Annotated in this window: 18 protein-coding genes; 9 read left to right on the top strand and 9 right to left on the bottom strand. The window is 68.9% G+C overall.

The features are described from left to right. Positions 1-65: 65 nt before the first annotated feature. The 3 genes from FG154_RS08780 to FG154_RS08770 form a co-directional block, all read right to left on the bottom strand. Positions 66-1,247 (bottom strand): GNAT family N-acetyltransferase, encoded by a 1,182-nt coding sequence (locus FG154_RS08780; RefSeq protein ID WP_145106663.1) that lies wholly within the window; start codon positions 1,245-1,247, stop codon positions 66-68. 151 nt (positions 1,248-1,398) lie between these two features. Further along, on the bottom strand, positions 1,399-2,169 hold the full coding sequence (locus FG154_RS08775) for a glycerophosphodiester phosphodiesterase family protein (RefSeq protein WP_145106662.1): 771 nt from the start codon (positions 2,167-2,169) through the stop codon (positions 1,399-1,401). Next, positions 2,169-2,627 carry a RidA family protein gene (locus FG154_RS08770; protein WP_145106659.1) on the bottom strand — a complete coding sequence of 153 codons (459 nt, stop codon included), beginning with the start codon at positions 2,625-2,627 and terminating at the stop codon, positions 2,169-2,171. The genes FG154_RS08775 and FG154_RS08770 overlap by 1 nt, the downstream gene beginning before the upstream one ends. A 182-nt stretch (positions 2,628-2,809) precedes the next feature. Here FG154_RS08770 and FG154_RS08765 point away from each other — a divergent pair, with 182 nt between their 5' ends. The 4 genes from FG154_RS08765 to FG154_RS08750 are packed head-to-tail and all read left to right on the top strand — an operon-like array spanning position 2,810 to position 6,288. Next, positions 2,810-3,709 (top strand): metal ABC transporter substrate-binding protein, encoded by a 900-nt coding sequence (locus tag FG154_RS08765; protein ID WP_145106657.1) that lies wholly within the window; start codon positions 2,810-2,812, stop codon positions 3,707-3,709. Then, positions 3,706-4,596 (top strand): manganese/iron ABC transporter ATP-binding protein, encoded by an 891-nt coding sequence (locus FG154_RS08760; protein WP_145106653.1) that lies wholly within the window; start codon positions 3,706-3,708, stop codon positions 4,594-4,596. The genes FG154_RS08765 and FG154_RS08760 overlap by 4 nt, the downstream gene beginning before the upstream one ends. After that, positions 4,583-5,443, top strand: coding sequence for a metal ABC transporter permease (locus tag FG154_RS08755; protein WP_145106651.1), 861 nt, complete (start codon positions 4,583-4,585; stop codon positions 5,441-5,443). The genes FG154_RS08760 and FG154_RS08755 overlap by 14 nt, the downstream gene beginning before the upstream one ends. Beyond that, a complete protein-coding gene (locus tag FG154_RS08750; RefSeq protein ID WP_145106648.1) occupies positions 5,440-6,288 on the top strand; it encodes a metal ABC transporter permease in 849 nt (282 codons plus the stop codon). Before FG154_RS08755 ends, FG154_RS08750 begins: the two co-directional genes overlap by 4 nt. Here FG154_RS08750 and FG154_RS08745 read toward each other — a convergent pair. Then, the gene (locus FG154_RS08745; RefSeq protein ID WP_145106645.1) at positions 6,263-6,871 is read right to left on the bottom strand and encodes a response regulator transcription factor; all 609 of its coding nucleotides are present in this window, start codon (positions 6,869-6,871) and stop codon (positions 6,263-6,265) included. The genes FG154_RS08750 and FG154_RS08745 overlap by 26 nt on opposite strands. Next, a complete protein-coding gene (locus FG154_RS08740) occupies positions 6,868-8,853 on the bottom strand; it encodes a two-component system sensor histidine kinase NtrB (protein WP_145106644.1) in 1,986 nt (661 codons plus the stop codon). Before FG154_RS08740 ends, FG154_RS08745 begins: the two co-directional genes overlap by 4 nt. A gap of 137 nt (positions 8,854-8,990) precedes the next feature. On the opposite strand from FG154_RS08740, the gene FG154_RS08735 reads away from it, so the two are divergent. The 4 genes from FG154_RS08735 (at position 8,991) to FG154_RS08720 (ending at position 12,456) form a co-directional block, all read left to right on the top strand. Continuing rightward, complete coding sequence (locus FG154_RS08735; RefSeq protein WP_145106643.1) at positions 8,991-9,995, top strand: TRAP transporter substrate-binding protein; 1,005 nt, start codon at positions 8,991-8,993, stop codon at positions 9,993-9,995. An 84-nt stretch (positions 9,996-10,079) separates the two neighbouring features. Further along, positions 10,080-10,721, top strand: a complete 642-nt coding sequence (locus FG154_RS08730; protein ID WP_145106641.1) for a TRAP transporter small permease — start codon at positions 10,080-10,082, stop codon at positions 10,719-10,721. Position 10,722: 1 nt separating this feature from the next. After that, on the top strand, positions 10,723-12,048 hold the full coding sequence (locus FG154_RS08725) for a TRAP transporter large permease (protein ID WP_145106639.1): 1,326 nt from the start codon (positions 10,723-10,725) through the stop codon (positions 12,046-12,048). A 153-nt stretch (positions 12,049-12,201) separates the two neighbouring features. Then, entirely contained in the window at positions 12,202-12,456 is a 255-nt protein-coding gene (locus FG154_RS08720; RefSeq protein WP_011907305.1) for a glycine zipper 2TM domain-containing protein, read from the top strand. Between the two features lie 27 nt (positions 12,457-12,483). Here the strand turns inward: FG154_RS08720 and ade are convergent, their stop codons facing one another. Next, a complete protein-coding gene (gene ade / locus FG154_RS08715; protein ID WP_145106637.1) occupies positions 12,484-14,181 on the bottom strand; it encodes an adenine deaminase in 1,698 nt (565 codons plus the stop codon). A gap of 170 nt (positions 14,182-14,351) precedes the next feature. Here ade and FG154_RS08710 point away from each other — a divergent pair, with 170 nt between their 5' ends. Further along, positions 14,352-15,272 (top strand): DMT family transporter, encoded by a 921-nt coding sequence (locus tag FG154_RS08710; protein WP_145106635.1) that lies wholly within the window; start codon positions 14,352-14,354, stop codon positions 15,270-15,272. On the opposite strand, the gene FG154_RS08705 is transcribed toward FG154_RS08710, so the two are convergent. From FG154_RS08705 to FG154_RS08695, 3 genes are read right to left on the bottom strand one after another with little or no spacing between them, the layout of a single operon-like run. Then, positions 15,269-15,865 (bottom strand): nucleoside/nucleotide kinase family protein, encoded by a 597-nt coding sequence (locus tag FG154_RS08705; protein ID WP_145106634.1) that lies wholly within the window; start codon positions 15,863-15,865, stop codon positions 15,269-15,271. The two genes, FG154_RS08710 and FG154_RS08705, sit on opposite strands and share 4 nt — an antisense overlap. After that, the gene (locus tag FG154_RS08700; protein ID WP_145106632.1) at positions 15,862-16,638 is read right to left on the bottom strand and encodes an ATP-binding cassette domain-containing protein; all 777 of its coding nucleotides are present in this window, start codon (positions 16,636-16,638) and stop codon (positions 15,862-15,864) included. Before FG154_RS08700 ends, FG154_RS08705 begins: the two co-directional genes overlap by 4 nt. Beyond that, positions 16,638-17,729: an ABC transporter permease gene (locus tag FG154_RS08695; RefSeq protein ID WP_145106630.1), complete on the bottom strand. Its 1,092-nt coding sequence runs from the start codon at positions 17,727-17,729 to the stop codon at positions 16,638-16,640. Before FG154_RS08695 ends, FG154_RS08700 begins: the two co-directional genes overlap by 1 nt. Positions 17,730-17,749: the final 20 nt, after the last annotated feature.

Genomic DNA, 17,749 nt, shown 5'->3' with positions numbered 1-17,749 from the left:
ATTTCTACTGAGGCAACGGCAACATCTTCGGCAACATTTCAGGCGAGGCAATGCGCCTCTCTCCGTCATTCGTCGCCGCCGACCCGGCGGAAGGGGCCGTAGGCGGTCAGCACCTCGATCTCCTCGTCGGTGGCGCGCCGCTCGGCCTCGAGATAGCGTGCGACCGCATCGCCCAGCCCGGGATCCGCAAACCAGTGCAGCGAATGGATCGGCACCGGCAGGTAGCCACGGGCGAGCTTGTGCTCACCCTGCGCCCCCGCCTCGACGCGGGCAAGCCCGTGCGTGATGGCCCAGTCGATCGCCTGATGGTAGCAGAGTTCGAAATGCAGGCAGGCATGGTCCTCGATGCAGCCCCAGTAGCGGCCGAAAAGCGTGTCGCGCCCGATGAAGTTGAGCGCCCCGGCCACCGCACGCCCGTCGCGCTCGGCGAGGACGAGCAGGATGTCGTCGCGCATGGAGTCGTGGAATTCGGCGAAGGCGCGGCGGGTCAGGTAGGGGCGGCCCCACTTCCGGCTGCCCGTGTCCTGATAGAAGGTCCAGAAGGCGTCCCAGTGCTGCGGCTCGATCGCATCGCCCGTCAGGCAGCGGATGGTGCCGCCGAAGGCCTGGGCGGTCTCGCGCTCCTTGCGGATCGCCTTGCGCTTGCGCGAGGAAAGCGCCGCGAGAAACGTGTCGAAGTCGGCGTAGCCCCGGTTCAGCCAGTGGAATTGCTGCGTGACGCGGGACAGAAGCCCCATCCGCGCGCCGGCCTCGGCCTCGGCTTCGGTGCAGAAGGTGGCGTGGAGCGACGAGAGCCCGTTGCGCCCGGCGATCTCGACGGAGCCCTGCACCAGCGCCGCCCGGCCCGTATCCTCGAGCCCCGGCAGCGTCAGGAAACGCCGCCCGGTGGCGGGGGTGAAGGGAACGGCGATCTGCAGCTTGGGATAATAGCGCCCGCCCGCACGTTCGTAGGCATGGGCCCAGCTGTGGTCGAAGATATACTCGCCCTGACTGTGGAGCTTGGCGTAGAGCGGGGCGGCGGCAATGATCCGGCCGCCCATCCGCGCGACCAGCGGATGCGGCTGCCAGCCGGTGCCCGGTCCGACCGATCCCGAGCGTTCGAGGGCGATCAGGAACCGGTGGGTGGTGAAGGGATCGAGCGGGCGGCCGCCGCCCGCCGCCTCGGGGCAGGCGACGGCGTCCCAGTCGGCGGCGGGAATGTCGGCGAGACCGGAATGGGCGGTGATCTCGATGCTGGCGGTGCTCATGCGGGCGCGGGTCCGGCGGTCTGGGGCGTCAGGCGAAGTCACGGAAGGCCAACGTCCGCGGGGGCTGTCGGCCCCCGCACCCCCCGAGGATATTTGTCCGGAGTGAAAGTGCCTCCGGGCCGCCTCTCAGGTGGGGCGGCCCGGGCCGGGGTCAAGCGGGCAGCGCCGCCGGATAATGTTCGAAGGTGACGTTGGCGGCGATCCGGCGTGCCTCGGCTTCGGCGCGGGGGGAACGGATGGTCCAGCAGAGGATGGCGGCGCCCTCAGCCTTCAGCTCGGCCACGCGGGGCCGCGCGAGATCGGCGGCCTCGTGCGAGATGAAGCTCGCCTCTACCCTCTCGTAATCCGGGATTGCGCGAAGCCGCGCGCAGGTCTCCGGCGGCACGGGGGCCCAGTCGGCCGGGTCGTAGCTCGAGGTCACGAGGCCGCGCGGCAGCGCGGGCGCGAGCCGGGCCATCTCGGCCACGGAATGGGGGTTGAAGGACATGACAGCCACCGGACCCGGATAGCCTTCGAGCGCGGCGGCGGTCGCGGATTCCAGGGGGCCCACGGCGGGACCGAGCGCGCCATCCTGGTCCTTGATCTCGATGAGAAGCGGCACCTGACCCGCAACCAGCCCGAGCACGTCGGTCAAGGTGGGGATCGTTCCGCTCCCGTGGCGGAGCGGGATGCGGCCAAGCTCCGCCGCCGTGCGCGCGGACAGGGGGCCCGTCTCGGCGGTCAGCCGGTCGAGATGCTCGTCATGGAACACGATCGGCACGCCATCGGCCGAGAGCTGGAGGTCGATCTCGATCCCGTAGCCCGCCTCGATCGCCGCGCGGACGGCCGCGAGCGAGTTCTCGGGCCGGCCCGCCGCGGGATCGTGCAGCGCACGGTGCGCGATGGGGCGCCGCAGGAAGGCATCGGGCAGCGGGGCGCGCATCAGCGGATCTCGAAGATCGCCTCGATCTCGACGGCCACGCCAAAGGGCAGGCTTGCCGCCGAGACCGCGGACCGGGCGTGGCGGCCGGCCTCGCCCAACGCCGCGACGAGGAAATCCGAGGCGCCGTTGATCACCTTTGGCTGATCGGTGAAGTCGGGGGTCGAATTGACGAAGCCCACGAGCTTGACGACCCGGACGAGCCGATCGAGATCGCCGTCGCAGGCGCGGCGAAGCTGGGCCAGCAGGCTGATGGCGCAGGCGCGGGCGGCGGCGGCGCCGGCCTCGACATCGAGATCGGCACCGAGCTTGCCCGTGATCAGACCCTCGGGGCCCTGGCTGATCTGGCCCGACACATGGACGTGATGGCCGGTCACCACGAAGGGGACGTAGTTGGCCGCGGGGGCGGGCGCGTCGGGCAGGGTGACGCCGAGTTCGGCGAGGCGGTCTTGGATGGACATAGCAGGCTCCGGTGGTTCGGCCCGGAGGCTAGACCTCGGGACCGCGGCAGGCAAGCGGATCGGCCCCACCGCTGACGCCCTTTCTGACGGATGTTCAAGAGAACGTCATGCTGCGAGTCACTCGCAACTTTGCGCTTGCCTTTCTGCGACTGCGTCGCATTATCGTTTGCGGAGGTGAACGCATGAACACGCTTCGGATGGGTCTGGCGGCCCTGCTTCTGGCGGCGGGATCGGGCGGGCCGGCATCGGCCGACGAAAAGCGCATGAAGGTTGCCACGACCTTCACGGTGATCGCCGACATGGCGCAGAACGTGGCGGGCGAGGCGGCCGAGGTGGTCTCGATCACCCGCCCCGGGGCCGAGATCCACGGCTATGAGCCCACACCACAGGACATCGTGCGGGCGTGGGACGCGGACCTGATCCTGTGGAACGGGCTCAACCTCGAACTCTGGTTCGAGCAGTTCCTGTCGAACCTGAAGGACGCGCCCTCGGTGACGGTCAGCGACGGGATCGAGCCCGTGGCCGTGGCGGGGGGCGAGTATCGGGGCAAGCCTAATCCCCACGCCTGGATGGGGCTCGACAATGCGATGATCTACATCGACAATATCGCCGCGGCCTTTGCCGAGCACGATCCCTCGAACGCCGACATCTACCGCGCCAATGCGGAAAACTACAAGGAACGGCTGCGCGCGACGATCGGGCCGCTGCGCGAGCGCATCGCCGCGCTGCCCGAGGATCGCCGCTGGCTCGTGAGCTGCGAGGGCGCCTTTTCCTATCTTGCGCAAGACTTCGGGCTGAAGGAGCTCTATCTCTGGCCAATGAATACGGATCAGGTGGGAACGCCGCAGCAGGTGCGGGCCGTGATCGACGGGGTGAGGCAGCACCGGATTCCGGCTGTCTTCTGCGAGAGCACGGTGAACAACGCGCCCGCGCGGCAGGTCGCGCGCGAAACGGGCGCCGCCTATGGCGGGGTGCTCTATGTGGACAGCCTGAGCGCGAGGGACGGGCCGGTGCCGACCTACCTCGACCTGCTGCGCGTCACCGCCGAGACAATCGCCGCCGGACTGGAGGGCAGCCAGTGAAACCCGAGAGGCCGGCGATCGCGACAGAAGCAGACGGCCTGTCCGTCAACGACGTGACCGTGACCTACCGCAATGGCCACACCGCCCTGCGCCACGCGAGCTTTGCGCTGCCGCGCGGCACGGTGGCGGCCCTCGTGGGTGTGAACGGCGCGGGCAAGTCCACGATCTTCAAGGCGATCATGGGCCTCGTGCCCATCGGCTCTGGCGAGATCCGGCTGCTCGGCCGGACGGTTCCGGAGGCGCTGCGGCAGAACCTCGTGGCCTATGTCCCGCAGTCCGAGGAGGTGGACTGGAGCTTTCCGGTTCTCGTCGAGGATGTGGTGATGATGGGGCGCTACGGCCACATGGGCTTCCTGCGCCGCCCGAAGGCCGCGGACCGGGCGGCCGTGAGCGAGGCGCTGGCGCGCGTCGGCATGGCAGACCTGCGCCACCGCCAGATCGGCGAGCTGTCGGGCGGCCAGAGGAAGCGCGTGTTCCTGGCGCGCGCGCTGGCGCAGGAGGGGCAGGTGATCCTGCTTGACGAGCCCTTCACCGGCGTCGATGTCCAGACCGAGGCCGAGATCATCGCGCTCCTGCGCGAACTGAGGGCCGAGGGGCGGGTCATGCTGGTCTCGACCCACAACCTCGGCTCGGTCCCCGAATATTGCGACCGGACCGTGCTGGTCAAGGGCACGGTGCTGGCCCATGGGCCGACCGAAACCACCTTCACCCATGCCAACCTCGAGGAGGCGTTCGGCGGCGTGCTGCGCCGCTTTACCCTGTCGGGCGCCCTGCTGCATGACGACGACGACCCGCGCGAGGTCAGCATCCTCACCGACGACGAGCGGCCCTTCGTGCAATATGGCGGCCGCACCCACCGGCAGGAGGGCGAGGATGAGCGCGGCTGAGCTGTGGGAGCCCTTCCTCTACGGCTACATGACCAACGCCATGTGGGTCTCGGCGCTGGTGGGAGCGGTCTGCGCCTTCCTGTCCTGCTTCCTGATGCTCAAGGGCTGGTCGCTGATCGGCGACGCGCTCTCGCATTCGGTGGTGCCGGGCGTGGCGGGAGCCTATGTGCTGGGCCTGCCCTTTGCGATCGGCGCCTTCCTCGCGGGGGGGCTCGCGGCGGGGGCCATGCTCTTCCTGTCGAACCGGAGCGGGCTCAAGACCGACGTGGTGATCGGGCTGATCTTCACCTCGTTCTTCGGGCTGGGGCTGTTCATGATCTCGGTCGATCCGATGTCCGTCTCGATCCAGTCCATCGTGATGGGCAACATCCTCGCCATCTCGGCCTTCGACACGGTGCAGCTCGCGATCATCGGGATCGTGTCGCTGGCGATCCTGCTCGCGAAATGGAAGGATCTGATGGTGACCTTCTTCGACGAGACCCATGCGCGTTCGATCGGCATCCGCACCGGCGGGCTGAAGGTGCTGTTCTTCACGCTGCTCTCGGCCTCGGTCGTGGCGGCGATGCAGACGGTCGGGGCCTTTCTCGTCATTGCCATGGTGGTGACGCCGGGGGCCACGGCCTACCTGCTCTGCGACCGCTTTCCGCGTCTTCTGGCGCTTGCGACGGGCATCGGGGCCACGACCGGCTTCGCCGGGGCCTACATGTCCTACTTCCTCGACGGGGCGACGGGGGCGGTAATCGTGACGCTGCAGACGGCCCTCTTCCTCTTGGCCTTCACCTTCGCGCCGACACACGGGATGCTGGCCGCGCGCCGCCGCGCGGCCGAGGCGCTGGAGCGGCCATGATCGAGACGCTCCTCTTTCCGTTCCAGTTTCCCTTCATGCAGAACGCCTTCCTCGTCTGCCTCCTGGTGGCGGTGCCGACGGCGCTTCTGTCCTGCCTCCTCGTCCTCAAGGGCTGGGCGCTGATGGGCGACGCGATCAGCCACGCGATCCTGCCGGGCGTGGTGCTGGCCTACATCACCGGGATCCCGCTTCTCGTCGGGGCCTTCGGCGCGGGCATGGCCTGCGCGCTGGCCACGGGCTTTCTGGCCGGCAACAGCCGGGTGAAGCCGGACACGGTGATGGGGGTGGTGTTCTCGGGCATGTTCGGGCTGGGGCTGCTGCTCTACACCGCTGTCGAGACGGACGTGCATCTCGACCATATCCTCTTTGGCAACATGCTGGGCGTGGGGCGCGAGGATCTGCTGGTGGCGGGTGCGATCTCGGCGGGGGTGACGGGGGCGCTCCTGCTGACGTGGAAGGATCTGCTGCTGCATGCCTTCGATCCGGCGCAGGCACGGGCGTCGGGCCTGCGGGTGGGGCTGCTGCATTACGGGCTGCTCACGGCACTGGCGCTGACCATCGTGGCCACGCTGACGGCGACGGGCCTCATCCTCGCCGTGGGCCTGCTGATCGCGCCCGGGGCCATCGCCTTCCTGACGGTGCGCCGCTTCGGGCCCATGCTGATCGTGGCGGTGGCCGTCTGCCTGGGTGCGATGCTGGCCGGCACCTATGCGAGCTTCTTTCTCGACAGCGCCCCGGCCCCCACCATCATCCTGATCCTGACCGGGATCTTCGTGCTGGTCTTTCTCGACCGGCTTCGCCGGAACCGGCACGCGGCGCTCAGCGCGGCAGCCCCGCCTCGCTGAGCAGTGCGGCCAGCTCCACCGCGTTGCGCGCCCCCATCTTGGCGATCAGGCGCGAGCGGTGCAGCTCGACCGTGCGCATGGCGATGCCCAGCGTGTCGGCGATCTGCTTGTTGAGCCGCCCCTGCAGCATCAGCCGCAACACCTCCTCCTCGCGGGTCGAGAGGGTGGCGAGGCGGCGCGCCACATCCTCGCGCGCGCCGCTGTGGGCCACCTGCGCGGCATGGGACTCGATGGCGGCCAGCACCAGATCGACGAGCGCATTGTCGTTGAAGGGCTTCTCCACGAAGTCGAAGGCCCCGGCCTTCAGCGCGCGCACCGCCACCGGCACGTCGGCATGGCCGGTGAGGAAGATCACCGGCGCCATGCACCCGGCCGCGCGCAGCCGGTCGAACGTGTCGGGCCCCGAGAGCCCGCCCATCCGCACGTCAAGCATGATGCAGGCGCAGTCGGGCAAGGGCAGCGCCTGCAGGAAGGCCTCGCCCGAGGGCCAGCCCTGCACGCGCAGCCCCCGCGAGGCGAAGAGGAACGAGAGCGCGTCGCGGATCGCCTCGTCATCGTCGATGATATGGACACATCCGGTCATTCGGCGGCCACTCCTTCTTCGGCGGCGGCGGCGGGCAGCGCCACCCGGAACACGGTGCCGCCTCCGTCGCGGGGGCGGTGGGTCAGGCGGCCGCGGTGCATCTCGACGATGGTGCGGCAGATGTTCAGCCCGATCCCCATGCCCTCGGCCTTGGTCGAGGTAAAGGCATCGAACAGCCGGTCGGCCACCTCGGGCGCGATGCCGGGGCCGCGGTCGGCCACCTCGACCACCGCGCCGCCGGGCTCGGCGCGCAGGCTGACGGTCAACGCGTCGCCGCGTCCCCCCTCGCCCATCGCCTCGATCCCGTTGCGCATGAGGTTGATCAGAAGCTGCTCGAGCAGGATGCGGTCGGCGTGCACCGGCGCCACCGGCGCAAGGTCGAGGGCGATCCGCACGCCGCGGGCCCGCGCGTCCGAGGCCAGGAAGCCCGCCGTCTCGCGAACCACCGACGCCAGATCGAGCACGGTGAAGCGGGGCTCGCGCTTGCGGACGAGATCCTGGATGCGGCGGATGATCTGGCCCGCCCGGTCGGCCTGATGCGAGAGCTTGGCCAGCGCCGACGAGAGAAGTGCCGGGTCCGCCCGGCCCTGTGCGAGAAGGTTTGCGGCCCCCGCCGCATAGCTCGCGATGGCCGCAAGCGGCTGGTTCAGCTCGTGCGCCAGCGTCGAGGCCATCTCGCCCAGCGTGACCAGACGGCCGGTCCGCGCGAGGCTTTCCTCCTGCTCGCGGGCGTGGCGGGCGGCGCGGCGGGCCTCGGTGATGTCGATGATCGAACCCATCCAGCCGCGGTGCATCCCCTTGGCGTCGATCAGCGGCGCCTCATAGACCTGCACATCGATCTCGCGGCCGTCGCTGCGGCGGAAGCGGGTCTCGAAGCTCTGCGGAACGGCGCCCCCTTCGGCAAGGATGCGCTGGCGGCGCAGCGTCTCGTCCAGCCGGTCGGGCGCCCAGTAGGGCATCGGCTGGTCGCGCCCCACCAGTTCGGCCGCACTCCAGCCCACCAACTTGCAGAAGGCCGAGTTGGCATAGAGCACGCGCCCGGCGTGATCCTTGGCGCGCAGGCCCACGGTGAGGCTTTCCTCCATCGAGCGGCGGAAGGCCATCTCGTCGTTCAGCCGCAACTCGACCGCCCGCCGGCGCTTGCCGTTGCGGTAGAGCGCCAGCAGAGCCAGGACGGCGAAGGCCGCCAGACCGGCGATGGCGGCGGGCAGGAAGGCACGGGTGAAGGGCGCGCCCCCGTCGTAGGAGGTGATCCGCAGCGCGGCGCCGGGGATCGGCGGGTCGAAGCTGATCGTGTGGCTCGGGCTGTCGGCCCCCGGCGTCCCGCGCGAGCGGCTGGCGCGCACGGCGCCGCTGCCGTCGAGCAGCCAGACCGCATATTGTTCGGCGATCCACCAGGGAATGTGCCGCTCGAGCATCAGGGGCAGGGACACGGTGGCGGTGATGACGCTCTCGGCGCCCTGCGGCCGCAATCCCATGGTCACGGTCTGCCCGTCCATCAGCGCGTAAACCGGCCGGGCCCGAGGCCCGATCCGCAAGAGCTGCGCGGCCAGCTCTTCGTCGGTGCCGGTTTCGGCGGGCCCCGGCACCGCGCGCCGGATGCGCCCCGCGCCGCCGTGCCAGACGATCGAGAGGATCTCGGGATTGGCCGCGATGTGGCTCCGGGCGCGCGCCTCGAGCACGGCGGCGGGCGTTCCCCCCGCCTCGTCGAGCGCAAGCCGCGCCAGCATGTCCTCATCGACCGAGAGCTGGAACCGCAGCGTCTGCTCGACCCAGAGGGCATCCGTCGCCAGCTTGGTGCGCAGCTGCTCGGTCTCGCTGCGGCCCGCGATCCAGACGGCGGCGCCGACCAGCGCGAGAAGCGCGACGATGGCCAGGAGCGGCATCAGCGACAGCAGGTCCAGCCCCCCGCGATCCGAGGGCTCGAGCGCCCAGGGCTCGCCCGGACGTGCGCCCGCCTGCCGGCCCGACCGCTGCTGCACTCACGCCTCCTGCCGTTCTGCCGTGCGACAAGCTGTCATGGCCGCCGCCCCTTGCGGAAACCCACAATAGCGGGCGCGCGGGCAGGCTGGCAAGGAAGGCCCGAACCGCCGGGAGGGCGGCACACAGGAGGATATTCATGACGTTCCGTCGCAACCTTGCCGCGCTGGCAGGGTCGGCCGCACTTGCGCTGGCCGCAGCCCTGCCGGCGCTGGCCCAGCCGATCGTGATCAAGTTCAGCCACGTCGTCGCCCCCGACACGCCCAAGGGCAAGGGCGCGGCGAAGTTCGAGGAGCTGGCCGAACTCTACACCGATGGCGCCGTCGATGTCGAAGTCTATCCCAACAGCCAGCTTTACAAGGACAAGGAAGAGCTTGAGGCCCTGCAACTGGGCGCGGTGCAGATGCTCGCCCCGTCGCTGGCCAAGTTCGGCCCGCTGGGCGTGCAGGATTTCGAGGTCTTCGACCTGCCCTACATCTTCAAGGGCTATGACGCGCTGCATACCGTGACGCGCGGAGAGGTCGGCCGGATGCTGTTCTCCAAGCTCGAGGACAAGGGCATCAAGGGCCTCGCCTACTGGGACAACGGCTTCAAGGTCATGTCGGCCAACAGCCCGATCGCGACGCCCGATGATTTCCTCGGGCTCAAGATGCGGATCCAGTCCTCGAAGGTGCTCGAGGCGCAGATGAACGCGCTTGGCGCCGTGCCGCAGGTCATGGCCTTCTCGGAGGTCTATCAGGCGCTGCAGACGGGTGTGGTGGACGGCACCGAGAACCCGCCCTCGAACATGTTCACCCAGAAGATGCACGAGGTGCAGAAGCACGCCACCGTGTCGAACCACGGCTACCTCGGCTATGCGGTCATCGTGAACAAGCAGTTCTGGGACGGCCTGCCCGACGACGTGCGCACCGGTCTCGAGAAGGCGCTCGACGAGGCGACAGATTACGCCAACTCGATCGCCAAGGAAGAGAACGACGCGGCCCTTCAGGCGATGAAGGACGCCGGCACGACCGAGTTCCACGAACTGAGCCCCGAAGAGCTTGCCGCGTGGGAAGAGGCGCTCGCCCCGGTCCATGAGGACATGGCCGGCCGCATCGGCGCCGAGACCATCGCCACCGTCAAGGCCGCAGTCGCCGGCCACTGAGGCCGGACCTTCGGGCGGGCAGCCGGTGTCGCCGGCCGCCCGCCCTTGCCCTTCCCGCAACATCCTAGCCTCAGGAGGGTCGCCATGATGCGCCTTCTCGACCGGCTGGAAGAGACGCTCATCGCCTCGCTCATCGTGGCGGCGACCGGGCTGATCTTCGCCTCGGTCGTCCACCGCTACTCGCTGGGCATCCTTGCCGATGGCGTGGCCTTCTTCCGCAGCCACGACCTGCCCGAACTGTCGGCCATGATGCGCAGCGCCTATTTCTGGCTGCGCGGCATCAACCTCGTCTGGGCGCAGGAGCTGTGCATCATCCTGTTCGTCTGGATGGCCAAGTTCGGTGCGGCCTACGGTGTGCGCACCGGCATCCATGTCGGCATCGACGTGCTGATCAACAAGCTCGACATGCGCCGGCGCGGCTTCTTCATCCTGCTCGGGCTGATGGCGGGGGCGCTCTTCACCGGCATCATCGCCACGCTCGGGGGGAACTTCGTCTGGCACATGTCGCAGACCAGCGCGATCTCGCCCGACCTCGAGCTGCCGATGTGGATCGTCTATCTGGCGATCCCGCTCGGCTCGGCGCTGATGTGCTTCCGCTTCCTGCAGGTGGCCTTCATCTTCTGGCGCACCGGAGAGCTGCCGCACCACGACCACGGCCATGTCGAGGGGCTGGACGAAGAGGCCGAGGCGATCGCCGACAGCCCGCTGACGATGAAGGACAAGTGAGATGAACGCAGCCCTCATCTTCGGCGGTCTCATCGCCCTGATGCTCACCGGCATGCCGATCTCGATCGCGCTCGGCCTGACGGTGCTGACCTTCCTCTTCACCATGACCACGGTGCCGATCGACACGGTGGCGCTGAAGCTGTTCACCGGGATCGAGAAGTTCGAGATCATGGCGATCCCGTTCTTCATCCTCGCCGGCAACTTCCTCACCCACGGCGGCGTCGCCAAGCGGATGATCAACTTTGCCACCGCGATGGTCGGCCACTGGCACGGCGGCCTCGGGCTCGGCGGCGTCTTTGCCTGCGCGCTCTTTGCGGCCGTCTCGGGGTCTTCGCCCGCAACCGTGGTCGCCATCGGCTCGGTCATCCTGCCGGCCATGGTGGCGCAGGGCTTCCCCACCCGGTTCGGCGCGGGCGTCATCACCACGAGCGGCGCGCTCGGGATCCTGATCCCGCCGTCGATCGTGATGGTGATGTATTGCGTGGCCACCTCGGGGATGCTGGTCGAGGGGCCGGACGGCCGGATCGTCGATGCGCCCTCGGTGGGCGAGATGTTCATCGCGGGCGTCATTCCCGGCATGATGCTGGCGGGCCTTCTGGCGCTGACCACCTGGTATCGCGCCCGCAAGTTCGGCTATCCGCGCCTGCCGAAGGCCAGCTGGGCCGCGCGCTGGCAAGCGTTCCGCCGCGCGATCTGGGGGCTTCTGCTGATCTTCGTCGTGATGGGCGGCATCTACAGCGGCACCTTCACCCCCACCGAGGCCGCGGCGATGAGCGCCGTCTATGCCTTCGTGATCGCCGTCTTCGTCTACAAGGACATGACGCTTCGCGACGTGCCGCGGGTGCTGCTGCAGTCGGCCAACATGTCGGCGATGCTGCTTTACATCATCACCAACGCGGTGCTGTTCAGCTTCCTGCTCACGCATGAGAACATCCCGCAGGCGCTGGGGCAGTGGATGGTGGATTCGGGCCTGACATGGTGGATGTTCCTGATCGCGGTGAACATCATCCTGCTGATGGCCGGCAACTTCATGGAACCCTCCTCGATCGTCCTCATCATGGCGCCGATCCTGTTCCCGGTCGCCGTGCGCCTTGGCATCGACCCGGTGCATTTCGGGATCATGATCATCGTGAACATGGAGGTGGGGATGTGCCACCCGCCCGTGGGCCTGAACCTCTATGTGGCCTCGGGAATCACCCGCATGGGCATTACCGAACTGACGGTTGCGGTCTGGCCCTGGCTGCTCACGATGCTGGGCTTCCTCCTGCTCGTGACCTACGTGCCGCAGATCTCGCTGTTCCTGCCGCAACTGCTGGGCATGCACTGAGGGCACATCTGCGGGCGGGCCCTCCCCGGATGGCTTGCCCGCAGACGCCGGGGGGCCGGACCACCCGCCCGTCTGGCGGCAAATCCCCCCGCTTCGGAACCTTCGGGCAGGGCGGATGTTGAGCCCGCAGACATTCATGCCCGGAGAACCATCATGAAGAAAGTGCTTTTCATTCTGCCGGTCGTGGCCCTGTTCGCCGGCTGCGAGACTGCGGACCAGACGACGGCGGCCAGCGCCCTTGGTGGCGCCGCCCTCGGAGCGGCGGTTTCCAGCGACAACGACCGTGTGCAGGGCGCGGCCCTCGGCGCAGCGGCCGGCGCGATTGCGGGCACGCTGATCGGCCCGGCGGGCAACGGCACCTGCTACTACCGCAACGCGCGCGGCCAGCGGTTCACCGGCCCCTGCTGACACGCCTCGCGCAGGGGGCGGAGGGCCTCAGGGCAGGATCTCGAACCGGTCCACGTCCACGATGCCGCGGTCGGTGATCTTGAGATGCGGGATCACCGGCAGCGCGAGAAAGGCCAGCTGGAGGAACGGCTCCTCCAGCGTCACGCCGAGGCCGCGTGCGGCCTCGCGCAACGCCACCAGCGCATCGCGCACCTCCTCGAACGGGCGGAGGCTCATCAGCCCGCCCACCGGCAGCGCGAGTTCGGCAAGGATTTCTCCCCCCGCGGCCACCGCGAACCCGCCCTCGATCTCGCGCAGCCGGTTGGCGGCCAGCGCCATGTCGGCGTAATCGACGCCCACCACGGCCAGGTTGTGATGGTCGTGGCAGACGGTCGAGGCGATCGCGCCGCGCCTCATCCCGAAGCCCCGCACGAATCCCACGGCGCGTCCGCCGTTCCGGCCATGCCGCTCGATCACCGCGATCCGGGCAAGGTCCCGGGACGGGTCGGGGCGCTTGTCGCCGTCCACGGGCTCGATCGCGTCCGTCAGATGTTCGGTGATGATCTTGCCCGGCAGGATGCCGATCACCGGCGTCTCGGCCCGGTTTCCGGGGCAGCGGAAGGCCGCGGCCTCGACCGGCGCCACCCGCACCGAGGCCCGGGCCACCGGCGCGACCGTTCCGCGGGCCGCGAACGCCCCGTCATCGGCCACCACGCCGCCGGCCAAGACCAGCGTGGCGTGGCAGCCCTCGAGCGAATCCAGCGCCACCACATCCGCCCTCTTGCCCGGCGCGATCAGGCCGCGGTCCTTCAGCCCGAAGGCCTCGGCGGCCGACAGGCTCGCGGCGCGATAGACGGCGAGCGGCGGCGCGCCCAGCCGGATCGCGGTGCGGATCATGTGGTCGATATGGCCATGCTCGGCGATGTCGAGGGGGTTCCGGTCGTCGGTGCACAGGCACAGGTAGGTCGAATGCCGCTCGGTCAGCAGCGGCACGAGCGCGTGCAGATCCCTCGACACCGATCCTTCGCGGATCAGCACCCGCATTCCCTTGCGCAGCTTCTCGAGCGCCTCCTCCGCGGTCGTGGCCTCATGTTCGGTGCGGATGCCGGCCGCGATGTAGCCGTTCAGATCCTTGCCGCGCAGCAGGGGCGCGTGGCCGTCGATATGCCGGCCGCGGAACGCCTCGAGCTTGGCAAGGCAGCCCGCGTCCTTCATCAGCACGCCGGGAAAGTTCATGAACTCGGCCAGCCCGATCACCCGCGGATGATCCATCAGCGGCACGAGATCCGCCGCCTCAAGCGCCGCGCCCGCCGTCTCCATGTGGGTCGAGGGCACGCAGGAGGACAGCTGCACCCGCAGGTCCATCACCAGATGCTCGGCGGCCTCAAGGAAATAGCGGATGCCTTCCAGCCCGCAGACATTGGCGATCTCGTGCGGATCGCAGATCGCCGTGGTGATGCCCCGCGGCGTCACGCAGCGGTCGAACTCGAACGGCGTGACGAGCGAGCTTTCCACATGGAGATGGGTGTCGATGAAGCCGGGAACGAGGATCCTGCCCCGGCAGTCGATCTCGCGCCGGCCCTCGTAGGTTCCGAAGGTGCCCACGATCCGGTCGCCGCAGATCGCCACGTCCGTCTGCACCAGTTCGCCCGTCACGAGGTCGTAGATCCGGCCGTTCTTCAGCACGAGATCGGCCGGAGCCTTGCCCCGCCCCTGGTCGATGAGATCGGAAAGGCTGCGCCGCATGGATCCTCCTGTGCCGGACACCAGAGAAACCCATGCCCGCCGCCGCGTCCAGCGGATTGCGGCGGCGCCATGACGGCCGGATCGGGCATGCCATAGGCATGGTTCTCCTTTCGGCCTTGCGCCCGGCGACAGGGAGTGATCCTTCTCTCGTATCAATCCGAGAGAGTCCCATGCATCCGCTGCGCGGCATCGGCCTGAAGGTCGCCTCCGTCCTCATCTTCATCATCATGTCGGCGCTCATCAAGGCGGCCTCGGACCGGGTGCCGGCGGGCGAGGCGGTCTTCTTCCGCTCGTTCTTCGCCATGCCGGTGATCATCGTCTGGCTGGTCTGGCGGCGCGAGTGGCGCACCGGGCTGCGCGCGGTCAACCCGATGGGTCACGTCTGGCGCGGGCTGGTGGGGACGCTGGCGATGGGGTTGGGGTTCGCCGGTCTGGCCTACCTGCCGCTGCCCGAGGTGACGGCGCTCGGCTATGCCGCCCCCCTCCTCACGGTGATCTTCGCGGCCATGTTCCTCGGCGAGGAAGTGCGCGCCTTCCGCATCTCGGCCGTCATCCTCGGGCTGGTGGGGGTGCTGATCGTGCTTTCGCCGCGCCTGACGCTCCTGTCCGGCGGGGTGGGCCACCGCGAGGCCTTCGGCGCGTCGCTCGTGCTGGGGGGCGCGGTCTTCGCGGGCCTCGCGCAGGTCTTCATCCGCAAGCTCGTCCATACCGAGGCGACCGCGGCCATCGTCTTCTATTTCTCTCTGACCGCCACGCTTCTGTCCTTCGTCACCCTCCCCTTCGGCTGGGTCTGGCCCACACCGGCCGAGGCCGCGCTGCTGATCGGGGCGGGCATCCTGGGCGGGGTGGCGCAGATCCTGCTGACCTCGGCCTACCGCCACGCCGATGCCTCGCTGATCGCGCCGTTCGAATATGCCTCGATGATCTTCGCGCTGCTGATCGGCTTCTTCGTCTTTTCCGAGGTGCCCACGCTCGTGATGCTGGCCGGCGCGAGCCTCGTGGTCAGCGCGGGCATCCTCATCATCTGGCGCGAGCGTCGGCTGGGGCTGGAACGGGCACGCCAACGCAAGGCGATGACCCCGCAGGGCTAGGGCCAGCGGATCCTCCGGTCCGCCGGAGCCGAGCCGCCGATCACCCGCCGCACGTTCGGCATGTCGTTCGAGGCCACCCAGGCCGCCCCCTCCGGCCGCGCCGCCCACCGCGCAAGCAGCCGCCGTTCGAGTTCGGCCTCGGGCACGTCGAGAAAGAGCGTGAGGTCGAAGAAACCGCGCAGCCGCCGCCACGGCTCTTCGTCGAGCAGCAGATAGTTGCCCTCGACCACGAGGATGCGGTCCTCATCCGTCACCACGTCCGCCGCGGCGCGTGCCAGTTCCATCGCGCGGTCGAAGACCGGGATCGCGATCTCGCCGCCCTCCCGCAGCCGCTCCATGAGGTTGAGAAAGCCCCGGACGTCGAAGGTCTCGGGCGCGCCCTTGCAGTGCGCGAGCCCGCGCGCGATCAGCACCCGGTCGTCGAAGTGGAACCCGTCCATCGGCACCAGCCGGGCGCCGGCGCCGAGGGCGGCCACCAGCGCTTCGGCCAGCGTGGATTTCCCCGCCCCCGGCGGCCCGGCGAGGGCCACCACGAACCGCTCCCGCCCCTTTGCCGCCGCCCGGATCTCCTGCGCGAGCGCCTCGGGGGTCATGCGAACTCGTTCAGCTTCTCGGGCGCCATGGCCCCGGTCATCAGCGCCACCGCGTCGGACATGGAATGGCGCCGGGGGTCGATCACGCAGAGCCTCTGTCCCAGCCGGTGAACGTGCACGCGATCAGCCACCTCGAACACATGGGGCATGTTGTGGCTGATGAGCACGATGGGCAGGCCGCGCCGCTTCACGTCGAGGATCAGCTCGAGCACGCGGCGGCTCTCCTTCACGCCCAGCGCCGCCGTGGGCTCGTCCATGATCACCACCTTCGAGCCGAAGGCCGCGGCGCGGGCGACCGCCACCCCCTGCCGCTGCCCGCCCGAGAGGGTCTCGACCGCCTGACCGATGTTCTGGATCGTCATCAGCCCCAGCTCGGTCAGCTTCTCGCGCGCCTTGCGCTCCATCGCGGCGCGGTCGAGGGCGCGGAACCATGTTCCCATGATGCCCGGCTTGCGGATCTCGCGCCCAAGGAACATGTTGTCGGCAATCGAGAGCGCGGGCGACAGCGCGAGGTTCTGATACACCGTCTCGATCCCCGCCTCGCGCGCATCGAGCGGCGAGGAGAAGTTCATCGGCTTGCCGTCAAGCTCGATGGTGCCCTCGTCCACCCGGATCGCGCCGGACAGCGCCTTGATCAGCGAGGATTTGCCCGCGCCATTGTCGCCGATCACCGCGAGGATCTCGCCGGGGTAGAGGTCGAAGTCGCAGTTGTTCAGCGCCGTGACCCGGCCGTAGCGTTTCACGAGGCCACGGGCCTTCAGGATCGGTTCCATCACGCAGCCGCCTTTCTGATCCACTGGTCCACGGCCACCGCCGCGATGATGAGGATGCCGATGAGCAGGTAGGTCCATTGCGGGTCCGTCCCCATGAGCTTCAGGCCCAGCGAGAAGACACCCACGATCAGCGCGCCGAAGAGCATCCCCAGCACCGAGCCGCGGCCGCCAAAGAGGCTGATCCCGCCGATCACCACCGCGGTGATGGATTCGATGTTGGCAAACTGCCCCGCGGTGGGCGACACCGACCCGAGGCGGCCGATCATCACCCAGCCCGCCAGCGCGCAGATCAGCCCCGAGAGCGTATAGACGGTGACAAGGACGGTCTTCGTCTGCACGCCCGCGAGTTCGGCGGCTTCGGGATCGTCGCCCACGGCATAGACATGGCGCCCCCACGCGGTCTGACGCAGCACATAGGCGATGAGCAGCACCAGAACGATCAGCAGCACCGCGCCATAGGTGAAGACGGCGCCACCCCGGCCGGCCTCGTCGGCACCGACACGGAAGGTGGTGCCGAAGAACTGCAGGATCCGCGCCTCGGCCGCGATGTCCTGCGAGCGGATGGTCTCGTTCCTCGAGTAGAGGAAGTTCGCCGCCAGCACGATCTGCCACATGCCCAGCGTCACGATGAAGGGCGGCAGCTTCATCCGCGCGACCAGCGTTCCGTTGACGAAGCCGATGGCGGCCCCGACACCCAGCCCGCAGAGCACCGACAGCGGTGCCGGGATCCCGTAGCGGAAGGTGAACTGGCCCATGATGACCGAGGACAGGACCATGATCGCGCCGACCGACAGGTCGATGCCCGCCGTCAGCACCACAAGCGTCTGTGCCGCGCCGACGATGCCGACGATGGCCACCTGCTGCAGGATCAGCGTCAGCGTGAAGGCCGAGAAGAACTTCTGGCCCAAGAGCGCCCCGAAGATCGAGATCGAGACGACCAGCACGATCAGCGGCACGAGCGAGGGCGTCTGATGCAGGAGGTGACGGGCCTGCTGCACGGGGGACCTGCGCTGCGTGAATTCGGCCACGGCCTCGGGCTTGCGGGTCAGCGCAGCCTCGAAGCCCTGTGGCCCCTGGGTTTCGGTTGCCATTGTCGTTGACCTCCCGCTTG

Origin of the sequence: Cereibacter sediminicola (assembly GCF_007668225.1) — a bacterium.
GTDB lineage: Bacteria > Pseudomonadota > Alphaproteobacteria > Rhodobacterales > Rhodobacteraceae > Cereibacter_A > Cereibacter_A azotoformans.
This window is presented reverse-complemented; position numbering and strand designations above follow the sequence as displayed.

Bases quoted from the DNA above. Each gene is read 5' to 3' on its own strand.
- ade (WP_145106637.1), bottom strand. From the start codon at position 14,181: ATGCGGCGCAGCCTTTCCGATCTCATCGACCAGGGGCGGGGCAAGGCT.
- FG154_RS08775 (WP_145106662.1), bottom strand. From the start codon at position 2,169: ATGCGCGCCCCGCTGCCCGATGCCTTCCTGCGGCGCCCCATCGCGCAC.
- FG154_RS08765 (WP_145106657.1), top strand. From the start codon at position 2,810: ATGAACACGCTTCGGATGGGTCTGGCGGCCCTGCTTCTGGCGGCGGGA.
- FG154_RS08750 (WP_145106648.1), top strand. From the start codon at position 5,440: ATGATCGAGACGCTCCTCTTTCCGTTCCAGTTTCCCTTCATGCAGAAC.
- FG154_RS08705 (WP_145106634.1), bottom strand. From the start codon at position 15,865: ATGACCCCCGAGGCGCTCGCGCAGGAGATCCGGGCGGCGGCAAAGGGG.
- FG154_RS08710 (WP_145106635.1), top strand. From the start codon at position 14,352: ATGCATCCGCTGCGCGGCATCGGCCTGAAGGTCGCCTCCGTCCTCATC.
- FG154_RS08730 (WP_145106641.1), top strand. From the start codon at position 10,080: ATGATGCGCCTTCTCGACCGGCTGGAAGAGACGCTCATCGCCTCGCTC.
- FG154_RS08755 (WP_145106651.1), top strand. From the start codon at position 4,583: ATGAGCGCGGCTGAGCTGTGGGAGCCCTTCCTCTACGGCTACATGACC.
- FG154_RS08745 (WP_145106645.1), bottom strand. From the start codon at position 6,871: ATGACCGGATGTGTCCATATCATCGACGATGACGAGGCGATCCGCGAC.
- FG154_RS08695 (WP_145106630.1), bottom strand. From the start codon at position 17,729: ATGGCAACCGAAACCCAGGGGCCACAGGGCTTCGAGGCTGCGCTGACC.
- FG154_RS08700 (WP_145106632.1), bottom strand. From the start codon at position 16,638: ATGGAACCGATCCTGAAGGCCCGTGGCCTCGTGAAACGCTACGGCCGG.
- FG154_RS08725 (WP_145106639.1), top strand. From the start codon at position 10,723: ATGAACGCAGCCCTCATCTTCGGCGGTCTCATCGCCCTGATGCTCACC.
- FG154_RS08780 (WP_145106663.1), bottom strand. From the start codon at position 1,247: ATGAGCACCGCCAGCATCGAGATCACCGCCCATTCCGGTCTCGCCGAC.
- FG154_RS08720 (WP_011907305.1), top strand. From the start codon at position 12,202: ATGAAGAAAGTGCTTTTCATTCTGCCGGTCGTGGCCCTGTTCGCCGGC.
- FG154_RS08735 (WP_145106643.1), top strand. From the start codon at position 8,991: ATGACGTTCCGTCGCAACCTTGCCGCGCTGGCAGGGTCGGCCGCACTT.
- FG154_RS08770 (WP_145106659.1), bottom strand. From the start codon at position 2,627: ATGTCCATCCAAGACCGCCTCGCCGAACTCGGCGTCACCCTGCCCGAC.